At 63.6% G+C, this 20299-nt stretch carries 15 protein-coding genes; 7 read left to right on the forward strand and 8 right to left on the reverse strand.

The window, feature by feature from the left end; all coding sequences use genetic code 11:
- Positions 1-171 precede the first annotated feature (171 nt).
- The 3 genes from REH59_RS27915 to REH59_RS27925 all read left to right on the forward strand — a co-directional run bounded on the left by REH59_RS27915 (position 172) and on the right by REH59_RS27925 (position 4153).
- Positions 172-1083: a LysR substrate-binding domain-containing protein gene (locus REH59_RS27915; RefSeq protein ID WP_010955764.1), complete on the forward strand. Its 912-nt coding sequence runs from the start codon at positions 172-174 to the stop codon at positions 1081-1083.
- Between the two features lie 207 nt (positions 1084-1290).
- Positions 1291-2553, forward strand: coding sequence for an OprD family porin (locus REH59_RS27920; RefSeq protein WP_320450374.1), 1263 nt, complete (start codon positions 1291-1293; stop codon positions 2551-2553).
- A gap of 1 nt (position 2554) precedes the next feature.
- Positions 2555-4153 (forward strand): MFS transporter, encoded by a 1599-nt coding sequence (locus tag REH59_RS27925; protein WP_014860495.1) that lies wholly within the window; start codon positions 2555-2557, stop codon positions 4151-4153.
- A 128-nt stretch (positions 4154-4281) separates the two neighbouring features.
- On the opposite strand, the gene REH59_RS27930 is transcribed toward REH59_RS27925, so the two are convergent.
- The 4 genes from REH59_RS27930 to ycaC all read right to left on the reverse strand — a co-directional run bounded on the left by REH59_RS27930 (position 4282) and on the right by ycaC (position 8378).
- Complete coding sequence (locus REH59_RS27930; protein WP_098089554.1) at positions 4282-6264, reverse strand: amidohydrolase; 1983 nt, start codon at positions 6262-6264, stop codon at positions 4282-4284.
- Between the two features lie 199 nt (positions 6265-6463).
- Positions 6464-7282: an alpha/beta fold hydrolase gene (locus REH59_RS27935; protein WP_003253555.1), complete on the reverse strand. Its 819-nt coding sequence runs from the start codon at positions 7280-7282 to the stop codon at positions 6464-6466.
- Positions 7283-7322: 40 nt separating this feature from the next.
- Positions 7323-7631 carry a hypothetical protein gene (locus tag REH59_RS27940; RefSeq protein WP_003253554.1) on the reverse strand — a complete coding sequence of 103 codons (309 nt, stop codon included), beginning with the start codon at positions 7629-7631 and terminating at the stop codon, positions 7323-7325.
- Between the two features lie 117 nt (positions 7632-7748).
- On the reverse strand, positions 7749-8378 hold the full coding sequence (gene ycaC, locus REH59_RS27945; RefSeq protein WP_003253552.1) for an isochorismate family cysteine hydrolase YcaC: 630 nt from the start codon (positions 8376-8378) through the stop codon (positions 7749-7751).
- A gap of 321 nt (positions 8379-8699) precedes the next feature.
- Here ycaC and REH59_RS27950 point away from each other — a divergent pair, with 321 nt between their 5' ends.
- Positions 8700-10127 (forward strand): mechanosensitive ion channel domain-containing protein, encoded by a 1428-nt coding sequence (locus tag REH59_RS27950; RefSeq protein WP_003253551.1) that lies wholly within the window; start codon positions 8700-8702, stop codon positions 10125-10127.
- Positions 10128-10235: 108 nt separating this feature from the next.
- On the opposite strand, the gene REH59_RS27955 is transcribed toward REH59_RS27950, so the two are convergent.
- On the reverse strand, positions 10236-11522 hold the full coding sequence (locus REH59_RS27955) for an NAD(P)/FAD-dependent oxidoreductase (RefSeq protein ID WP_014860498.1): 1287 nt from the start codon (positions 11520-11522) through the stop codon (positions 10236-10238).
- Between the two features lie 157 nt (positions 11523-11679).
- Complete coding sequence (locus tag REH59_RS27960; RefSeq protein ID WP_014860499.1) at positions 11680-13170, reverse strand: aldehyde dehydrogenase family protein; 1491 nt, start codon at positions 13168-13170, stop codon at positions 11680-11682.
- A 135-nt stretch (positions 13171-13305) separates the two neighbouring features.
- On the opposite strand from REH59_RS27960, the gene REH59_RS27965 reads away from it, so the two are divergent.
- Entirely contained in the window at positions 13306-14196 is an 891-nt protein-coding gene (locus REH59_RS27965) for a LysR family transcriptional regulator (RefSeq protein WP_003253545.1), read from the forward strand.
- A gap of 203 nt (positions 14197-14399) precedes the next feature.
- Positions 14400-15794: a 2-oxoadipate dioxygenase/decarboxylase HglS gene (locus REH59_RS27970; protein WP_004575228.1), complete on the forward strand. Its 1395-nt coding sequence runs from the start codon at positions 14400-14402 to the stop codon at positions 15792-15794.
- Between the two features lie 52 nt (positions 15795-15846).
- On the opposite strand, the gene REH59_RS27975 is transcribed toward REH59_RS27970, so the two are convergent.
- Positions 15847-16773: a LysR substrate-binding domain-containing protein gene (locus tag REH59_RS27975; RefSeq protein ID WP_014860501.1), complete on the reverse strand. Its 927-nt coding sequence runs from the start codon at positions 16771-16773 to the stop codon at positions 15847-15849.
- Positions 16774-16930: 157 nt separating this feature from the next.
- Between REH59_RS27975 and REH59_RS27980 the strand changes: the two genes are divergently transcribed.
- Positions 16931-18319, forward strand: coding sequence for a NorM family multidrug efflux MATE transporter (locus REH59_RS27980; RefSeq protein ID WP_121784208.1), 1389 nt, complete (start codon positions 16931-16933; stop codon positions 18317-18319).
- Between the two features lie 81 nt (positions 18320-18400).
- Here REH59_RS27980 and REH59_RS27985 read toward each other — a convergent pair whose 3' ends face one another.
- Entirely contained in the window at positions 18401-20068 is a 1668-nt protein-coding gene (locus tag REH59_RS27985; protein WP_014860504.1) for a putative bifunctional diguanylate cyclase/phosphodiesterase, read from the reverse strand.
- Between the last annotated feature and the right edge of the window lie 231 nt (positions 20069-20299).

The raw sequence follows: 20299 nt of genomic DNA on the forward strand, positions 1-20299 counted from the left end.
GGGCACAGATTAAAATCATCACCTTTGCGGCGGTAGTTAGCAGAATCTGGCTTTAGCGTTCCGATTTATGAACGATGGATTTGTAGGGGCTGTGCCGGCCTCTTCGCGGCTAAAGCCGCTCCTACAAGCGAAGAGGCCGGCACAGGCAACCAAATACCCGGAGACCGATCATTGGAAGACCTCAACTCCCTCTACTACTTCACCCAGGTCGTCGAACATGGCGGCTTCGCCCCGGCCGGGCGGGCGCTGGACATGCCCAAGTCAAAACTCAGCCGGCGAATCGCCGACCTTGAAGACCGCCTGGGTGTGCGGCTGTTGAACCGCACCAGCCGCCACTGCTCGCTGACCGAAATCGGCCAGGCCTACTACAACCGTTGCCTGGCCATGCGCGTGGAGGCCGAGGGTGCAGCAGAGATCATCGAGCGCAACCGCAGCGAACCGCGCGGCTTGGTCCGCATCAGCTGCCCGACCACCCTGCTCAACTCCTGGGTCGGGCCGATGCTGACCCGCTACATGCTCAAGTACCCGCAGGTGGAGCTGTTCATCGAAAGTACCAACCGCCGTGTCGACCTGCTGCATGAGGGCTTCGACATCGCCCTGCGGGTGCGCTTTCCGCCGCTGGAGAACACTGACATGGTGATGAAGGTGCTGAGCAACAGCACCCAGTGCCTGGTCGGTCAACCTCAATACCTGGCGCAACTGCCCAAAGGGTTTGATCCGCAGCTGCTGGGCACACTACCCAGCGTGCATTGGGGCAGTGCCCAGCGCGAGTACCAGTGGGAACTGTTCCAGGGTGAGGACAACAGCCGCAGCATCGTCATCCCGCATACACCACGCATGGTGACTGATGACCTGTTTGCCTTGCGCCACTTCGTGGTAGCCGGAGTGGGGATTGCACACTTGCCGCGGGTGGCGGTGCGTGAGGACCTGGCGGCAGGACGCCTGGTTGAGCTGATTCCGGACTGGCACCCGCGTTGCGGCATCGTGCATGCGATCTTCCCATCGCGACGTGGGTTGCTGCCTTCGGTGCGAGCGCTGATCGATCATCTGGCTGAGGAGTTCGCCATCAGCGACATGGCTTGAGTGCCTGGCTGGCTGAGCCGGCCTCTTCGCGGGCCTGCCCGCGCCCACAGGTATTGCACAAGGCTCGGGGCCGGTGGTGGCCCTGTAGGAGCGGCTTTAGCCGCGAAAGGGCCGGTACAGGTAATGCAAATCCCCACCCAGCACACCCTTACAAGACCTTGGGTCTACTCTTCTTCCACACTCCCGGATCATCCCCCGGAGCCCCTCATGATCCGCGCCACTCACGGACCAGGCCGCGCCCTGCTCGCCACCCTCGCCCTCTGGCCGGCGCTGAGCCACGCCGAGGCGCCCGGCTGTTCGCTGCTCAGCCGCAACTATTTCCTGCACAGTGACTTCCGCTCGCCCTCCGGCAGCGGTCAGAACTACCGCCAGGAATGGGCCCAAGGCTTCATCGGCGAGGTGCGTTCCGGCTTCACCGAAGGCACTGTCGGCGTCGGCATCGATGCCCATGGCTTTCTTGGCCTCAAGCTCGACGGCGGCCGCGGCCATAGCGGCACCGGCCTGCTGCCACGCGACAGCGATGGCCGCGCCGAGTCCGAGTACTCCAGCGCCGGTGCCGCGCTCAAAATGCAGTTAGGCAACACCCAACTGCGCTATGGCGAGATGATGGTGGAAACCCCGGTGTTCGACACCGGTGACAAACGCCTGCACCCGGAATACGCCACCGGCTGGTGGGTGGAAAACACCGACCAGCCCGACTGGCGCCTGCAGGCCGGGCGTTTCACTGCCTTCAACAACCAGGACAACAGCTCCACCCACGACGACTTCAGCGGCTACGGCGCGACCACCCACAACCGGGCCATCAGCCTGGCCGGTGCCACCTTCGCACCCAACGGGCCGTTCGGCGCCGCACTGTATGCCGGGCAGCTGGAAAACACCTGGCGCCAGGCCTACCTCAACCTGAACGTGGCCGAGGGCAACTGGCACCTGGACGGCAACCTGTACAAAACCCGCGACACCGGCAACGCCAGCGCCGGGGCGATCGACACCCTCGCCTACAGCCTGCTGGCCAGGTACAGCTTCGGCACCCAGGCGCTGAGCCTGGCCTACCAGAAGGTCGAGGGCGACACCCCGTTCGACTTCGTCGGCGGCGACGCCATCTACCTGGCCAACGCGATCAAGTACGCCGACTTCAACGGCCCTGGCGAGCACTCGTGGCAACTGCGCTATGACCTGAACTTCGCCACCCTCGGCGCACCTGGCCTGAGCCTGATGGGCCGCTATGTCAGCGGCCGCGGCATCGACGGCAGCCATGCGCCTGCGGGCGGCGCGTACGTGAACCAGTACGGCGACGGCGGCAAGCACTGGGAACGCGACATCGACCTGAAATACGTGGTGCAGTCGGGGGCTGCCAAGGACCTGAGCCTGTCGTTCTCCCACGTCAGCCACCGCGCCAACCAGGCCCAGGCGGGCAATGATATCGACCGCATCTACCTGATCATCGAATACCCACTCAAAGGCAGCTTCTGACATGAGCACATCACCTTCAGGTGCCTGGAGCCCGTTGCGCAACACCACCTTCCGCATGCTGTGGATCGCCACCATCGCCTCCAATATCGGCACCTGGATGCACGAGGTGGGCGCCGGCTGGCTGATGACCACACTGTCGGCCAGCCCGCTGCACGTGGCGTTGATCCAGGTAGCAGGCTCGCTGCCGATGTTCTTCCTGGCCCTGCCGGCTGGCGCAGCGGCGGACATCGTCGACAAACGCCGCTACCTGTTGCTGGTGCAACTGTGGATGTCTTGCGTAGCGGTTGTGCTGGCGGCCCTGACGTTGCTCGGGATGATGAACGTCACCTTGCTGCTGGTGCTGACCCTGGCACTGGGCATTGGTACAGCGCTGATGATGCCGGCGTGGAGCGCACTGACACCGGAACTGGTGGGCAAGGAGGACCTGGCCAACGCGGTGGCGCTTTCCAGTGTCGGCATCAACGTGTCACGGGCCATCGGCCCGGCACTGGCGGGGGTGGTGGTGAGCATGGTCGGCCCGTGGCTGACCTTTGCCCTGAATGCCATCTCGTTCGCGGGTGTGATCCTGGTGTTGTTCCTGTGGAAGCGCGAGGTGAAGGAACCACTGCTGCCGGCCGAACGCTTCGTTGGCGCCATGCGCACTGGGCTGCGCTTTGCCCGCAGCGCCAAGCCTTTGCAGGCCGTGATGCTACGCGCGTTGGCGTTCTTTTTCTGCGCCAGCGCCGGCACTTCGCTGCTGCCGCTGATCGTGCGTGGCGAGATGCGCGGCACCGCAGCGGACTTCGGCCTGCTGCTGGCGGCCATCGGTATTGGCGCAGTGGCGGGTGCCACCTTGCTGCCGCGCCTGCGTGAGCGCATCAGCCGTGACCGCCTGGTGTTACTGGCCAGCCTGCTGTATGCCCTGTTCCTGCTGGCCCTGGCGCTGGTGCGCAACTTCTATGCGCTGCTGCCCGCGATGCTGCTCAGTGGCGCGGCGTGGATCGCGGTGCTGTCCAACCTGCAGGTGGCTGCGCAGACTTCGGTGCCCGCCTGGGTAAGGGCGCGGGCTTTGTCGGTATACATTCTGATCTTCTTCGGCGCCATGGCCTGTGGCGGCCTGCTGTGGGGCACGCTGGCCAGCCATGCAACAATCACCTTCAGCCTGCTGCTGGCCGCAGGCGGCCTGGCGCTGGGTACCTTGCTGACCTGCAAGGTGACGCTGCCGGAAACCGAGGCAGAGGAGCTGACGCCGTCGCTGCATTGGCCGGTGCCGGTGCTCAGCGATGACATGGACACGGAAGTCGGACCGGTGATGGTCACCGTCGAGTACCACATCGCCCCCACCAAGGCCGAGGCCTTCCAGCAGGCGGCGCGGGAGCTGGAAGCGATGCGCAAGCGCAATGGCGCATTGTCGTGGGGGTTGATGCGGGACAGTGCTGATCCGGCGTTGTGGCTGGAGTTCTTCTTCGAGGAATCGTGGCTGGAGCATCTGCGGCATCACCACCGGGTGACCCGTGGTGAACTGAAGATCGAGGCGCGGGTCAGGATGCTGCAGACCGATGGGGTTGAAGTGCGGATTCGGCATTTGTTGGCTGGCGGGGAGCATAAGGCTCACCATTGATGCTGGCCTTTGCGGCCCTTTCGCGGGTAAACCCGCCCGTAGGAGCGGGTTTACCCGCGAAAGGGCCGGCACTGAAAACTCAAAAAAGGGGGCCAGTTATTGGCCCCCGTTCTTCACATCAGCTCACCTTAGAACGCGAAGCACGAACAGCCCAGCGCACCCCAGAAGCCCTGGAAGTCATTGACCGGAACACTCGATTTGCGCGCCTTGTCATGGCTGTGTGCATGCACTCCGCACGGCCCCGAGCACTGGTGCACCGCGGCTGCCAACGATGGCGTACCGACACGCCAGTGCCCAGGTACCTTGGTCACCGGCGACCACTCTGGCAGCACCGGCACCTGCGGCGGGCCAAGCTTGTCGAACTCGCCAGCACCGTACACCACCTTGCCATCAACGATGGTCAGCACCGACTCGATGCCCTTGATCGCCTCTTCATCGACACTGAAGAAGTCCAGCGACAATGCTGCCAGGTCAGCCAGCTGGCCCACCTTGATCTGGCCCTTCTTGCCTTGCTCGCTGGAGAACCAGGCGCTGCCCTGGGTGAACAGTTGCAGCGCGGTGTCACGGCTCAGGCCTTCCGGGTACAGCTCCATGCCACCGACCGTCTTGCCGCTGACCAGCCAGTACAGTGAGGTCCATGGGTTGTAGCTAGACACCCGAGTGGCATCGGTACCCGCGCCCACCGGCACGCCCATCTCGAGCATGCGTTTGATCGGCGGGGTCTGCTCGGCGGCCTTGGCGCCGTAGCGGTCGACGAAGTACTCACCCTGGAAGGCCATGCGGTCCTGGATGGCAATACCACCGCCCAGCGCACGCACGCGCTCGATGTTCTGCGGGGTGATGGTTTCGGCGTGGTCGAAGAACCAGGGCAGGCCGTTGAATGGAATGTCGCGGTTGACCTTCTCGAACACGTCGAGCATGCGCGTGATCGATTCGTTGTAGGTGGCGTGCAGGCGGAATGGCCAGCGCTGCTCGACCAGGTGGCGCACCACCGGCTCCAGTTCTTCTTCCATGGTCTGCGGCAGGTCCGGGCGCGGCTCGAGGAAGTCCTCGAAGTCGGCGGCAGAGAACACCAGCATTTCGCCCGCGCCATTGTGGCGCAAGAAATCGGTGCCGCTGTGCAGCTTGACGCTGGAGGTCCACTTCTTGAAGTCGTCCAGTTCTTCCTTGGGCTTCTGGGTGAACAGGTTGTAGGCGATGCGCACGGTCAGCTGGTTGTTGTCGGCCAGCTCCTGGATCACCGAGTAGTCATCGGGGAAGTTCTGGTAGCCGCCACCGGCGTCGATGGCGCTGGTCAGGCCCAGCCGGTTGAGCTCACGCATGAACTGGCGAGTGGAGTTGACCTGATACTCCAGCGGCAGCTTAGGCCCCTTGGCCAGCGTGGCGTAGAGGATCATCGCGTTCGGGCGGGCGATCAGCATGCCGGTCGGGTTGCCGAACTTGTCACGCTGGATTTCGCCACCTGGCGGGTTCGGGGTGCTCTTGTCGTAGCCGACGGCCTTGAGCGCAGCGCGGTTGAGCAGCGCGCGGTCATACAGGTGCAACAGGAATACCGGGGTATCGGGCGCAGCCTGGTTGATTTCTTCCAGGGTGGGCATGCGTTTTTCGGCGAACTGGAATTCGTTCCAGCCACCGACTACCCGCACCCACTGCGGGGTTGGCGTGCGCGCGGCCTGGTCCTTGAGCATGCGCAGGGCATCAGCCACCGACGGCACCCCTTCCCAGCGCAGTTCGAGGTTGTAGTTCAGGCCACCGCGGATCAGGTGCAGGTGCGAGTCATTGAGGCCCGGGATCACCGTGCGCTGCTTGAGGTCGATGATTTGCGTGGCGGCGCCCTTGTGGGCCATGGCCTCGGCGTCGCTGCCCACGGCGATGAAGCGGCCGTCCTTGATGGCGACGGCGGTCGCGGTGGGCTTTTCGCGGTCAACGGTGTGCAGTTTGCCGTTGAACAGAATCAGGTCGGCGGTCATGGAACCTCCTTGCGTGGATGCGTGAGCGGAACCGGCTTGGCCGGTAAAAGGCAATGCGGACCAGAGCGCGCCAGCGGCACCGAGCACAGTGCTGGTGGCGAGGAACTGGCGACGGGTCTTGTCGTTGCGATCCTGGGACATGGGCTTCTCCGACTAGGGGCCGGCAGGGGGACTGCGAAGCATGCCGGTTGATGCAAGGCCTGGGCTTGAATGGATGTGCGGTGGGTTGAAGAAGGTTAGTCCTGGTCAAGCTTTTTGCTGCCTGGGCCGGCCTCTTCGCGGGTAAACCCGCTCCTACAACGTCTGTAGGAGCGGGTTTACCCGCGAATGTTTCCCACCATTACCGCTGAAGGAACGCCAGCAAGTCCTCATTCAGCTGCTGCGCATGGGTCACTGCAAAACCGTGCGGCGCCCCGGCATACACCTTCAGCTCGGCACCGCGAATCAGCTCCGCCGCCTGCTTGCCGGTGGTCTCGAACGGCACGATCTGGTCGTCATCGCCATGGATCACCAACGTCGGCACATCGACCTTGGCCATGTCGGGACGGAAATCGGTCTCCGAGAAGGCCGTCACACAGTCCAGGGTGCCTTTGATTGACGCCATCAGCGCAATGTTCAGGGTCTGCGTCTGCACACCCTGGGACACCTGCTGCCCATGGTTCAGGCCGTAGAACGGCGTGGCGAAATCGGCGATGAACTGCGCGCGGTCGGCACGCAGGCCGGCCTGGATGCCCTCGAACACCGACAGGTCGACACCGTCAGGGTTGTCCTCACGCTTGCCGAATACTGGCGTCACCGCGCCCAGCAACACCAGCCCGGCCACCCGCTCGCTGCCGTGGCGGGCGATGTAGCGGCTGACATCACCGCCCCCCATCGAGAAGCCCACCAGGGTGACGTCGCGCAGGTCGAGGTGCTCGATCAGCTGGGCAATGTCATCGGCGAAGGTGTCGTAGTCGTAACCGTTCCACGGCTGGCTCGAGCGGCCGAAACCCCGGCGGTCGAAGGCGATGGCGCGGTAACCGCGGCTGGCCAGGAACTCCATCTGCGAATCCCACATGTCGGCATCCAGCGGCCAGCCGTGGCTGAACAGCACGGGCTTGCCGCTGCCCCAGTCCTTGAAATAGATCGAAGTGCCATCGCGGGTAACGAACGTGCTCATAGCGGTATCTCCTTGAACGTTTCGAGGTGAAGGCGTCGGCTCAGCCGCGCAGCCAGTTGGCGCAGCGGCGGGTTACCCAAGGCATGATGTAGAACACCACGGGCAGGATGACGAACAGGTTGACGATCAGGTTGCCGGTGATCACGCCGCCCAGTTGCGGGAAGCGTGCAAACAGCGGCGCCAGCAGTTGCGGGATGACCATGGTCATCGGGCAGATCACCAGGTAGGTCAGCAGCGCCTGTTTCCAGCGCGGCGGTTGCGCTGCGGGGGTGCCCGGCGAGCTATCAAGCACCTTGTGTTGCAGGCATACGGTCACCACTTCGCGGTTGTCATGGAGTGCGGTGTTCATCGGCGTTCCTTGGGATGAGCTTGCCCGCATCCACTGTGCAACGGCGGACGGGCGCTGGATTGGATAGGTGTGCTGCCCTGGGCGGGCACCGATTGGCGGTGCCCGCGGCGTTTGCGCTTACTTGTTGGCGTTGAAGGCGTTGTAGCTGGTCATCAGGTTGCGGTAGTCCGGGATGTGGTTGGAGCACAGCGCGGCCAGGCCTTCGATGTCGTTGCGCCAGTCACGGTGCAGCTCACAGGCCACGCCGAACCAGGTCATCAATTGCGCACCCGCCTGGCTCATGCGGTCGTGGGCGGCGTCGCGGGTCATGGCGTTGAAGGTGCCGGAAGCATCAGTGACCACGAACACGTCGAACTCTTCTTCCAAGGCAGACAGGGCCGGGAAAGCTACGCACACTTCAGTCACAACGCCGGCGATGATCAGTTGCTTCTTGCCAGTGGCCTTCACGGCCTTGACGAAGTCTTCGTTGTCCCAGGCGTTGATCTGGCCAGGGCGGGCAATGTACGGGGCGTCCGGGAACAGGGCTTTCAGTTCTGGCACCAGTGGGCCGTTGGGGCCTTGCTCGAAGCTGGTGGTGAGGATGGTCGGCAGGTTGAAGAACTTGGCCAGGTCGGCCAGGGCCAGCACGTTGTTCTTGAACGCGTCCGGCTCGATGTCGCGGACCAGGGACAGCAGGCCAGCCTGGTGATCGACCAGCAGTACGGCGGCGTCGTCTTTGTTCAGGCGGTTGTATTTGAAGTGGGTCATGGGGGTAGCTCCTAAGGGTTTTGATGTTCAGTAAGTTGGGTGTTTCGCGTTGATGGGAGAAGATTAAAACCATCACCTTTGGAGCGGTAGATAGCGGTTTTTGGCTTTAGCGTTCTGTTTTAGGAACGATAGATTGGCGTTGGTTTTGCTGGCCTCTTCGCGGGCTCGCCCGCTCCCACAGGGATCGCACAAGGTTCAAAACCAGCGCTTTACCTGTGGGAGCGGGCAAACCCGCGAAGGGGCCAGCACAGGCTTGCATTGCCTGCCCGGCAAACCTGCTCTATTACTACCCACAGCCCTCCCCTCACCCCCGAGACCACCATGCTGGCGTTCATCCAGTCGTCCCCGTTGTTGCTCGGTTGCGCCCTGATCCTGCTCGACCTCGTGCTTTGGCAACTGATCCCCATTCAGCGTCATGCCTGGCGCATCAGCGCGCGCCTGGTGATCTTCCTGCTGTTCAGCGCGGTGCTGATGGCCGCCGGCATGAGCCCGCTGCAACCACCGCCGTGGCCCGACGATCTCTCGCGCAACCTGATGGCCACGGTATTGGCCATCGGCTGGTGGCTGTTCGGTGCGCGCACGGTGACCGTGGTGTTCGGCCTGTTGCTGGTGGCCCGTGGCAGCCATGGCGGGCGCTTGCTGCAGGATGTGCTGGGGGCGTTGATCTTCCTCGCCGCCGTGGTCGCGGCCGCAGGCTACGTGCTGCAACTGCCGGTGAAGGGCCTGCTGGCCACCTCCGGGGTAATGGCCATCGTCATCGGCCTGGCGCTGCAGAGCACACTGGCTGACGTCTTCAGCGGCATCGTGCTGAACACCACGCGGCCCTATCAGATTGGCGACTCAATCTCCATCGACGGCACCGAAGGCAAGGTCCTGGACATCGACTGGCGCGCCACGCGCCTGCTGACCGGTACCGGCAGCCTGGCGGTAATCCCCAACTCGGTGGCGGCCAAGGCGCGGCTGCTCAACCACAGTCGCCCGGCCGATGTGCACGGGGTATCGATCAGCGTGGTGGTCCCGGCCAAGGTGCGGCCCAAGCGTGTGTTCGATGCGCTGGAAAAAGCCTTGCAGGGCGTCAGTGCCATCCTTGCGACCCCGAAGCCGAAGGTGACGGTAAAGGCCTCGACTCTGGAGTCGGTGGAGTACGAGGCCAGCGGCTTCGTGGCCGATGCGGGCACCAAGGGCGATGCACGTAACCAGTTGTTCGACCTGGCGCACCGGCATCTGGAGGCCAGCGGGGTGATGTGGAACGTCGACCTGGCTGTGCCGCCGCGCAGTCGCCAGCGCGAGGTGCTGGATGAGGTTCGAGTGTTCCGCTCGCTAAGTGATGAAGAGCGCGATGCGTTGAGCCAGCGCATGACTGCAGTCGAGTACCTGGCGGACCAGGTGATCCTGGAGGTGGGCGAGCATTCCGATCATCTGCTGGTGATTGGCAGCGGTGTGGTATCGGCCTCGGTGCGCGACGGAGACAAGCGGCTGGAGGCCGGGCGCATGGGGCCGGGAGAGGTGCTGGGGATCGAGGGGATCATCGACGACGAAGATTCGCTGGCCGAATTCCGCACGCTGACCAGTTGCGTGCTGTACCGGATCGACAAGGAACAGGTGAAGAGCTGTTTGCAGCAGCGTGGCGAAGTGCAGACGGCGTTGAGCAAATTGCAGCGGTTCCGGCGGCAGAGCCGGGAGTCGTTGTTGCTGCAGAAGCCGGCCCTGATCAAGAAAGGTGGCTTCCTCAGCTGGCTGCACAAGTAAGCCTGTGCTGGCCTCTTCGCGGGTAAACCCGCTCCTACAGGTTCACCATAGCCCTCTCAGGCGGTGAACAATTTGTAGGAGCGGGTTTACCCGCGAATAGGCCAGTACTTACAACACAACCCTCAGGCACTGCCCCGCGTGGTACAGCGAGAAGCCGGACTCATAGAACGCCGTCCGCAGCGAAGGCGCGCTCACACCGCTCATCGGCGAAAACGGAATCGGCAGGCTGTCCGCCTCGCCCTTGAGCAGGAACTCGGCAAACGCCCGGCCAATCACGGTGCCGGTGGTATTACCGCGCCCGTTGTACCCGGTCACCGCCACCAACCCAGGCGCCGGCTCGAACAGGCGCATCAGGTGGTCAGGCGTGAAGTCGATGCAGCCGGTCCAGTGCATTTCCCACTCGACCTTGCCCAGCTCCGGGTAATAGTGGCTCTGGATGCGATCGGCCCAGCTGCGCACGAACCAGGCTGGCTTGTTGTCGACCCGCCCCAGGCTGCCGAGCAGCAGGCGGCCCTGATCGTCGCGGCGGATGCTGCTGAGCACGGTGCGGGTGTCCCACGAACCTTGGCCATGTGGCAGTACCTTGTCGGCTGCGATGCCCTGCAGCGGTTTGGAGGCTACCTGATAGTAATAACCGCGGAAGAACTGCTTCTGCAGGTTGCTCCAGTCACCTTCGGTGTAGGCGCCGGTGGAAATCACCACCTTTTCGGCGCGCACAGCGCCACGCGCAGTCTTCACTCGCCAGCCATCACCTTCACGCTCCAGGCCTTCGACCGAAGACTGCTGGAAAATCTTGCCGCCCAGGCGCGCCACGGCAGCCGCCAGGCCCTGGGTGTAGCCCATGGGGTTGATGGTGCCAGCACGGCGATCAAGCAGCGCAGCGGAAATCTTGTCAGTACCGCAGTATTCCTGGCATTGGGCACCGGTCAGCAGCTCGACGTCGGCACCTCGGCGGCGCCATTGTTCGTGACGCGCTTCGAGGTCGGCGATACCGGTGGCGTTGTGCGCCATGTGCAGCGTGCCTTTGTGCTGGGCCTGGCAGTCGATGCCGAGGCGTTCGATCATGGCGAACACTTCAGCCGGGGCTTCGCCAAGCACCTTGTTCAGGCGGCTACCCTGCTTCTGGCCAAGGGTGGCCTCGACGTCGTCGGGGCGGATCCAGGTACCGGCGTTGACCAAGCCGACGTTGCGCCCGGAGCCACCGTGGCCGATCTTCCAGGCCTCCAGCACGATCACCGACTTGCCCTGTTCGAGCAGGTGGATGGCCGCCGACAGGCCGGTAATACCGCCGCCGATCACACAGACATCGGCCTTGTGCTCACCGGCCAGGGCCTGGGCGGCGACGGTCGGTTTGCTGACGTGTTCCCACAAGCATTGTTGACGCAGTTCGGACATGGCCGGCTCCAGCAATTTGTTCTTGTTGGGGCCGCAGGGCGGCCCATTCGCGGGTAAACCCGCTCCTACAGGGGTCGGTGTCGCTTGGACGAACCCTGTAGGAGCGGGTCTACCCGCGAACCGGGGGCCAGGCCCCCGGCCATGCAGCATCAATACATCAGTCGAACACGATACCCTGCGCCAGCGGCAGCTCGCGCGAGTAGTTCACGGTATTGGTCTGGCGACGCATGTAGCCTTTCCAGGCATCCGAGCCCGACTCACGGCCACCGCCGGTTTCCTTCTCGCCACCAAACGCACCGCCAATCTCGGCGCCGCTGGTACCGATGTTGACGTTGGCGATGCCGCAGTCGCTGCCCGAAGCGCTCTGGAAGCGCTCGGCTTCACGGATGTCGGTGGTGAAAATGCACGACGACAGGCCTTGTGGCACTTCGTTGTTCAGGCGCAGGGCCTCCTCGAAGTCGTCGTAGGCCAGCACGTACAGGATCGGTGCGAAGGTTTCGTGGCGCACCACGTCACTTTGCGCCGGCATTTCAGCAATGGCTGGCGAAACGTAGTAGGCGTTCGGGTACTTGTCGGCCAGCTGACGCTCGCCACCAAATACCTGGCCACCTTCGTCACGGGCCTTGGCCAGTGCACCCTGCATGGCGTCGAACGACTGCTTGTCGATCAGCGGGCCGACCAGGTTGTCTTTACGTGGGTCGCCGATACGCACTTTGCCGTAGGCGGCTTTGACGCGGGCAACCACTTCGTCCTTGATCGAGCGGTGCACGATCAGGCGGCGCAGGGTGGTGCAACGCTGGCCGGCAGTGCCGACAGCCGAGAACAGGATGCCGCGCACGGCCAGGTCCAGGTCGGCGCTCGGGGCCAGGATCATGGCGTTGTTGCCGCCCAGTTCCAGGATGCTGCGGCCGAAGCGGGCAGCAACGCGTGGGCCGACTTCGCGACCCATGCGGGTGCTGCCGGTGGCGCTGACCAGCGGTACGCGCGGGTCGTCGACCATGGCTTCGCCAGCTTCACGGCCGCCGATCACCAGTTGTGCCAAGCCAGCCGGAGCATCGCCGAAGGCTTTCAGGGCTTTTTCGAACAACGCCTGGCAGGCCAGGGCGGTCAGCGGAGTCTTCTCGGACGGTTTCCATACCACCGAGTTGCCGGCCACCAGGGCCAGGGCGGTGTTCCAGGCCCACACGGCAACCGGGAAGTTGAAGGCGCTGATCACGCCGACCACACCCAGCGGGTGCCAGGTTTCACGCATGTGGTGGCCCGGGCGCTCGGAAGCGATGGTCAGGCCGTACAGCTGGCGCGACAGGCCAACGGCGAAGTCGCAGATGTCGATCATTTCCTGCACTTCACCCAGGCCTTCCTGGGTGATCTTGCCGGCTTCGATCGAGACCAGCTCGCCGAGGTCGGCCTTGTGCTCACGCAGCACTTCGCCGAACAGGCGCACCAGTTCGCCACGGCGCGGAGCAGGCACACTGCGCCAGGCTTCGAAAGCGCTCTGGGCCTGATCGATGCGGGCGATGGTCTCGGCCTTGCCGAGCAGTTTCACCGAGGCGATCTGGCTGCCGTCGATCGGCGTGTGAACAGGGTAGTCGCCCTGGGTGTAAGCCTCGGCGGCAACGCCAAGGCGCTCGAGCAATCCAGCAACCATTTGTGCATCTCCTACATCGGTGATGGGGTGGAAAAATGATGTGGATCAGTATTAATCCGATCACATAGGTACAACAAACGACCTTTATTCCGCATATCATTCCGTCAGGTAATGATTTGAGCCGCAGAGACCGCTATGTCAAAACGCCTGGTACCCTCCATGACCGCCCTGCAGTGCTTTGAAGCTGCAGCCCGCCATCTGAGTTTTACCCGTGCCGCTGAGGAACTGCACCTGACCCAGAGCGCGGTCAGCAAGCAGGTGGCACAGCTGGAAGACATGCTGCGCCACCACCTGTTCCTGCGCATCCGCCGGCGCTTGCAGCTGACCCCAGCCGGCAGCCTGTACCTGGCCGAGGTCAACAAAATCCTCACCCAGGTGGACATGTCCAGCCGCTACGTACTCACCTACGGCGAGCAGACCGAGATATTGAAGGTAGCCACTCAACCGAGTTTTGGCGTGCGCTGGTTGATCCCGCACCTGAAGGGGTTTGGCAAACGGCACAGCAATATCCACCTGGACATTCGCAACGAAATGGAGCCGTTCGCCCTGCTGCAAGGCTCGGCTGACGTGGTGTTCTTCTATGGCCAGGGGACCTGGCCGGGGGCCACTTGCGTGGAGTTGTTTCGCGAAGAGGTGGTGCCGGTGTGTGCGCCAGAGCTGCTGGCCGGGCGCAAGCTGGCCGGTGCCGAGGAGCTGGCCGAGCTGGTGCTGCTGCAAAGCACCTCGCGCCCGGAGGCCTGGCATGAGTGGTTCCTGGAGCAGGACCTGCAGAGCGTCAGCGCCTACCACGGGCCGCGCTTCGATACGTTCTATATGGCGTTGAGCGCAGCACAGGCCGGGTGCGGGGTAGCGCTGGTGCCGCGCTACCTGGCGGCGAAGGAACTGGCCGACGGTAGCCTGGTGGTGCCGTGGAACCATGCGATGCGCAGTGCCGGGGCGCACTATCTGGCGTACGCTGAACATGCGGCGGAGGTGCCCAAGGTGCGGGCGCTGGTGGAGTGGATCCACGAACAGCTTCAGGCTTGAGGGCCTCTTCGCGGCTAAAGCCGCTCCTACGGGGCCCTGCGCAAGACCCCAACCTTGCACGGTCCCTGTAGGAGCGGCTTTAGCCGCGAAAGGGCCGTCGAGGTCGATCAAAAAAGGAATGACACACTCACTTTTTTTCGCTTGTGAGCAAAGTGCATTCCCAGCTTTCATGTAAGCGTCCGAACCCAACCAGGAAGCTAGCGATGCCCGCCAACGATTTCGTCAGCCCAGACAGCATCCGCGCGCAGTTCTCTGCCGCCATGTCGCTCATGTACAAACAGGAAGTGCCGCTGTACGGCACGCTGCTGGAGCTGGTGAGCGAAATCAACCAGCAGGTCATGGCCCAGCAACCCGAAGTGGCCGAGGCCCTGCGCTGGACCGGCGAAATCGAGCGCCTGGACCAGGAACGTCACGGCGCCATCCGCGTCGGCACCGCCGAAGAACTGGCCACCATCGCCCGCCTGTTCGCCGTCATGGGCATGCAGCCGGTCGGCTATTATGACCTCAGCTCCGCTGGCGTACCGGTGCATTCCACTGCCTTCCGCGCGGTGCACGAGCAATCGCTGCATGTCAGCCCGTTCCGTGTGTTCACCTCGCTGCTGCGCCTGGAGCTGATCGACAACCCGCAGTTGCGCGAGCTGGCACAGAGCATCCTGGCCAAGCGCCAGATCTTCACCTCCCGCGCCCTCGAACTGATCGCCCAGTGTGAGCGCGAGGGTGGCCTTGACGCCGCGGATGCAGAGACGTTCGTGCAGGAAGCGCTGCACACCTTCCGCTGGCACCAGGACGCTACCGTTACGGCCGAGCAGTACCAGCAGCTGCACGACCAACACCGCCTGATCGCCGATGTGGTGGCCTTCAAGGGCCCGCACATCAACCACCTGACCCCGCGTACCCTGGATATCGATGCAATCCAGCTCGGCATGCCTGCCAAGGGCATCCCGCCGAAGGCCGTGGTTGAAGGCCCGCCCACCCGCCGCCACCCGATCCTGCTGCGCCAGACCAGTTTCAAGGCCCTGCAGGAAACGGTCGCCTTCCGCGACCAGCAAGGCCGCGAAGGCAGCCACACCGCGCGCTTTGGCGAAATCGAGCAACGCGGCGCGGCGCTGACGCCGAAAGGTCGCCAGCTTTACGACAAGTTGCTCGACGCTACCCGCGCTGCGCTGGGTGGCGCTCCGGCCGAAGCCAATGCCGAGCGTTACATGGCGCTGCTGCAGGCAAACTTTGCCGAATTCCCGGATGACCTGGCGCAGATGCGTGAACAGGGCTTGGCGTACTTCCGCTACTTCGCCACCGAGAAAGGCCTGGCCGCACGCGACCAGGAAGGCCGCCCGACCACCCTGCAAGGCTTGATCGACGCGGGCCACGTGCACTTCGAGGCGCTGGTGTACGAGGACTTCCTGCCGGTGAGTGCGGCGGGGATCTTCCAGTCCAACCTGGGTGACGATGCGCAGGCCGAATACGGCAGCAACGCCAACCGCGAAGCGTTCGAAGCGGCGCTGGGGTTGCAGGTACAGGATGAGCTGGCGCTGTATGCGCAAAGCGAGCGCCGGTCGCTGCAGGCCTGCGCACAGGCGTTGAACCTGGGCTCGATGTAAATCTGCACCGGCCTCTTCGCGGGCGAGCCCGCGAAGAGGCCGGTGCAGGTGATCAAAGAGGCGGCAGGATTTCCACATCCGGCAAATCCATTGCCGCCACCTCGCCTTCCAGGAACGCACTCAACCGCCGCAACCGCTCGCCGCCTCGCCGGGTGCGCGGCCACACCAGGTAGTAATCCATGCCGCTGGGCACCGCCGTCGGCCATGGCAGGCTCAAGCGCTTCTGCGCCACATCTTCGGCCACCATCAGCAAATCACCCATGGATATTCCATAGCCACGCGCCGCGGCAATCATGCCCAGCTCAAGGGTATCGAACACCTGGCCGCCCTTGAGCGACACCTCGTCGCCAAGCCCCATACGCTCCAGCCATTCCCGCCAGTCACGCTTGTCCACCGTAGGGTGCAGCAGCTCGATAGAGGCCAGCCTACGTACATCCCAAGGTTCTTCGTCGAGCAGGTCCGGCGCGCCGACCGGGATCAACAGCTCAGGGAACAGTTTGCGCACCTCCCACTCCGGCGGGAATACCCCGTCGCTGAGCAACACCGCGCAATCGAACGGCTCCTGGTTGAAATCCACATGGTCGACATCCATCCAGGCGCTAGTCAGCTGCACCTCATTGCCCGGCTGCAAATGCCGAAAGCGGCTAAGGCACGCCAGCAACCAGCGCATGGTCAGGGTCGAGGGGGCTTTCATGCGCAATATCTCGTCTTCACCGCACAAGGTTTCACAGGCCCGCTCAAACGCCGCGAAGCCCTCGCGCACGCCCGGCAGCAGTACCCGCCCCGCTTCGGTAAGTTGCAGGCTGCGGCCACTGCGCACGAACAGGCGGCAGGCAAAATGCTCCTCCAGCGTACGGATATGCCGGCTGATGGCGCTTTGGGTGATAGAAAGCTCTTCGCCCGCACGGGTGAAGGAGCTTAGCCGCGCGGCAGCTTCGAATGCGCGCAGGGCATACAGCGGTGGTAGCTGGCGTGGCATGAGGCACCTGCAATATGGGCGTGTGAGGCAAATCACCGAGAAGCCTATATACATGAGTTCAACTCATGCCAACTATCGCTTTTATCCTTTTGTGCAAAGTTGACCGAAGCCTCAGAATCGCCCTTCGTTGATCACCTCAGAATGAAGGACTGCCCCCATGCACGTCGCGCCCACCACAGAACTCAAGGCTTTGCTGCGCCTGGCCGGGCCGCTGATTGCCTCGCAGTTGGCGCACATGCTGATGGTGCTGACCGACACCCTGATGATGGCCCGCATCAGCCCCCAGGCCTTGGCGGGGGGTGGCCTGGGGGCAGCCAGCTATTCGTTCGTATCGATCTTCTGCCTGGGCGTGATCGCCGCAGTCGGCACGCTGGTGGCCATTCGCAAGGGTGCCAACGACATCGAGGGCGCCACCCGGCTGGCGCAGAACGGCCTGTGGCTGGCCTGGGCCTTGGCGCTGTTCGCCGCGCTGGTGCTTTGGAACCTTGAACCTGTGCTGCTGCTTTTCGGGCAAAAGCCCGAGAACGTGGCCTCGGCCGCCGAATTTCTCACCCTGCTGCCACTGGCCCTGCCCGGCTATCTGACCTTCATGGCCTTGCGTGGCTTCACCAGCGCGCTGGGCCGCTCGACCCCGGTGATGGTCATCAGTTTGTTCGGCACAGTGCTTAACTACCTGTTCAACGTGGCACTGATCGAAGGCATGTTCGGCCTGCCCAAGCTGGGCCTGATGGGTATCGGTCTGGTCACTGCAGTGGTGTCGATGGGCATGGCCGCTGCCTTGGCGTTGTATATCCGCTGGCATTCGGCCTATGCCGCCTACCCGCTGCGCAAGGGCCTGTCACGCCCATCACTGGCGGCCCTGCGCGAGCTGTGGCGGCTGGGCCTGCCGATTGGCGGTACCTACATGGTGGAAGTGGGCCTGTTCGCCTTCGCCGCGCTGTGCATGGGCGTGCTGGGTAGCACCGAGTTGGCGGCGCACCAGATTGCCCTGCAGATCGTGTCCACGGCATTCATGGTGCCGACGGGCTTGTCCTATGCGGTGACCATGCGCGTCGGCCTGTACTACGGCGCTGGCAACCTGCTGGCGGCGCGCAGCGCCGGGCGGGTGGGCATCGGGTTCGGGGCCATGATCATGTTTGCCTTCGCCGCGCTGTTCCTGCTGCTGCCCGAAGCACTGGTAGGGCTGTTCATCGACCGTAATGACCCGGCCTTTGCCGCGATCTTCCAGGTGGCCGTGCAGTTGTTGATGGTGGCGGCGTGGTTCGAACTGTTCGACGGCATGCAGACGATTGCCATGGGCTCGATCCGTGGCCTGAAAGATGCCAAGACCACCTTCCTGATCGGGCTGGTGTGCTACTGGCTGGTGGGGGCGCCGAGTGCCTGGCTGTTCACCTTTACCCTGGGTGGTGGTGCAGTAGGGATCTGGTGGGGGCTGGCGCTGGGGCTGGCATGTGCGGCGGTGGCGCTGACCTTTGGCTTTGAGTGGCGGATGAAGCGGTTGCTGGGGAAGGCGGGGGTTCGTACAGAAGCTGCTGTTTCGGCCTGACTTCCGGGCCTCTTCGCGGGCACGCCCGCTCCCACAGGATTGCGCGGTCCCTGTGGGAGCGGGCGTGCCCGCGAAGAGGCCCTAAAGGACAGCCTCCAACTGGCGTCCGGGCGCCTGCAGCAAATACGCCATCAATTCCCCTATCGGTAGCGGTTTGCTGACCAGGAAGCCTTGCACCTGGTCGCAGCCAAACCCGCGCAGCAACGCCAGTTGCTCTTCACTCTCCACACCCTCGGCCACCACCTCGAGGTTGAGGTTGTGCGCCAGGTTGATCATGGCGTGTACCAGCTTGCGGTTCTCTTCACGCATTTCCATTTCCGCAACAAAGCTGCGGTCCACCTTGAGCAAGGTGATCGGCAGGCTGTTGAGGTGCACGAACGAAGAAAACCCGGTGCCGAAATCATCGAGCGAGAAGCGCACGCCCAGGCGGCCCAGCGCGTCCATGGTCTGGCGCACCACCTCGTTGCGGCGCATCACCGCCGTCTCGGTCAGCTCGAACTCAAGCCAGCGGGCATCCACACCGTGCTCGAGGATCAGGCGACTCAACGTGGCCAGTAGCTGGCTGTCCTGGAATTGGCGAAAACTCAGGTTGACCGCCATGTGCAGCGGTTCCAGGCCGCGCTCGCACAATGCCTGCATGTCACGCAGGGCACGGGAAATAACCCAATAACCCAAGGGCACGATCAGGCCGCTCTGCTCGGCCAGTGGCACGAACTCACTGGGTGGCAGCAGCCCGCGCTCGACATGGCGCCAGCGCACCAGCGCCTCCAGGCCAACAATGCGCCCGTCAGCCAGGTTCAGGCGGGGCTGATAGTGCAGCTCCAGTTCATCGCGGCGCAGGGCGCGGCGCAACTCGCTTTCCAGGTCGGCAAGGCTGCGGGCGTTGCGGTTGATGCGTTCGTTGAACACATGGAAGGTGCAGCCCTGGCTGCCCTTGGCCTGACGCATGGCGATGTGCGCGTGCCACATCAGCGGATCGGCGCCGCTCTGCGCGCGAGCATGTGCAATGCCCAGGCTGCAGCCCAGCAGCAGGCTTTCGCCGTCGATCCAGTAGGGCTCTGCCAAGGCCTCGACGATGCGTTCGGCAATCCATTCGGCGCGGTTGGCATCGCGACGGGTGTCGATCAGCAGGGCGAACTCGTCGCTACCCAGACGTGCCAGCTGGTCGCCCGCCTCCAGCTGATGCTTCAGCCGTGCCACCACCTGCAGGATCAACCGGTCACCGCTCTGGTGGCCCAGGGCGTCGTTGACGTGGCGGAAGTTGTCCAGGTCCAGGTGGCCAAGCGCGACACCACGGCCTTCGTTTTCGGCCAGGCGTGCATTGAGCAAAGCCTGGAAGCCCTGGCGGTTGGCGATGCCGGTCAGCGGGTCCTGCTCGGCAAGGCGCTGCAAGGTGGCGACCAGCACCCCGCGCTCTCGCACATGGCGCAGTGAGCGGCGCAGGGTATCGGCGTTGAGCTGGTCGCGCACCAGCCAGTCACTGACAGCGCTGGGCGCTGCCTCAGGCTCGTGTTCAAGCAGCAGAATAGTCGGCAGCTCGCAACGCCCGGGGGCGGGCTGCAAGGCGGGTGTTGCCAGCACGACGGCCTGACGATCATGGCTGAACAGGCTGTCGACCGCCTCCCAGTTTGGCGCAGTCAGTAACACGGCGCTGCCACCCAGTGCGGGCATGCACGCGTGCAACGAGGCAGCCCATTCCGGCTCATCGGCCAACAGCAGCAAACGCAAAGGTTCGACAGGCGTGGACAAGCGGGCTCCTTAGGGCTTGACGGTGCAACGAGATCTGGACGGGATGCTACTGCATTCAATGAAAATGATTTTCACTTTTATACATGGTTTTTTCGAGCGTAGCATTCCGACGTATTTTGTCGTGCATCCTGCGCGAAACGAGTCAAACCGGCAAATATGATTTTTTCAGCTACTAGCATTAGTGAAACTAATAATTAGGCGGACAAAAGTCTGACTCAGACGTCAGACGGT

The sequence above is a fragment of the Pseudomonas sp. BO3-4 genome, assembly GCF_034044115.1.
Taxonomy (GTDB): Bacteria; Pseudomonadota; Gammaproteobacteria; order Pseudomonadales; family Pseudomonadaceae; genus Aquipseudomonas; species Aquipseudomonas alloputida.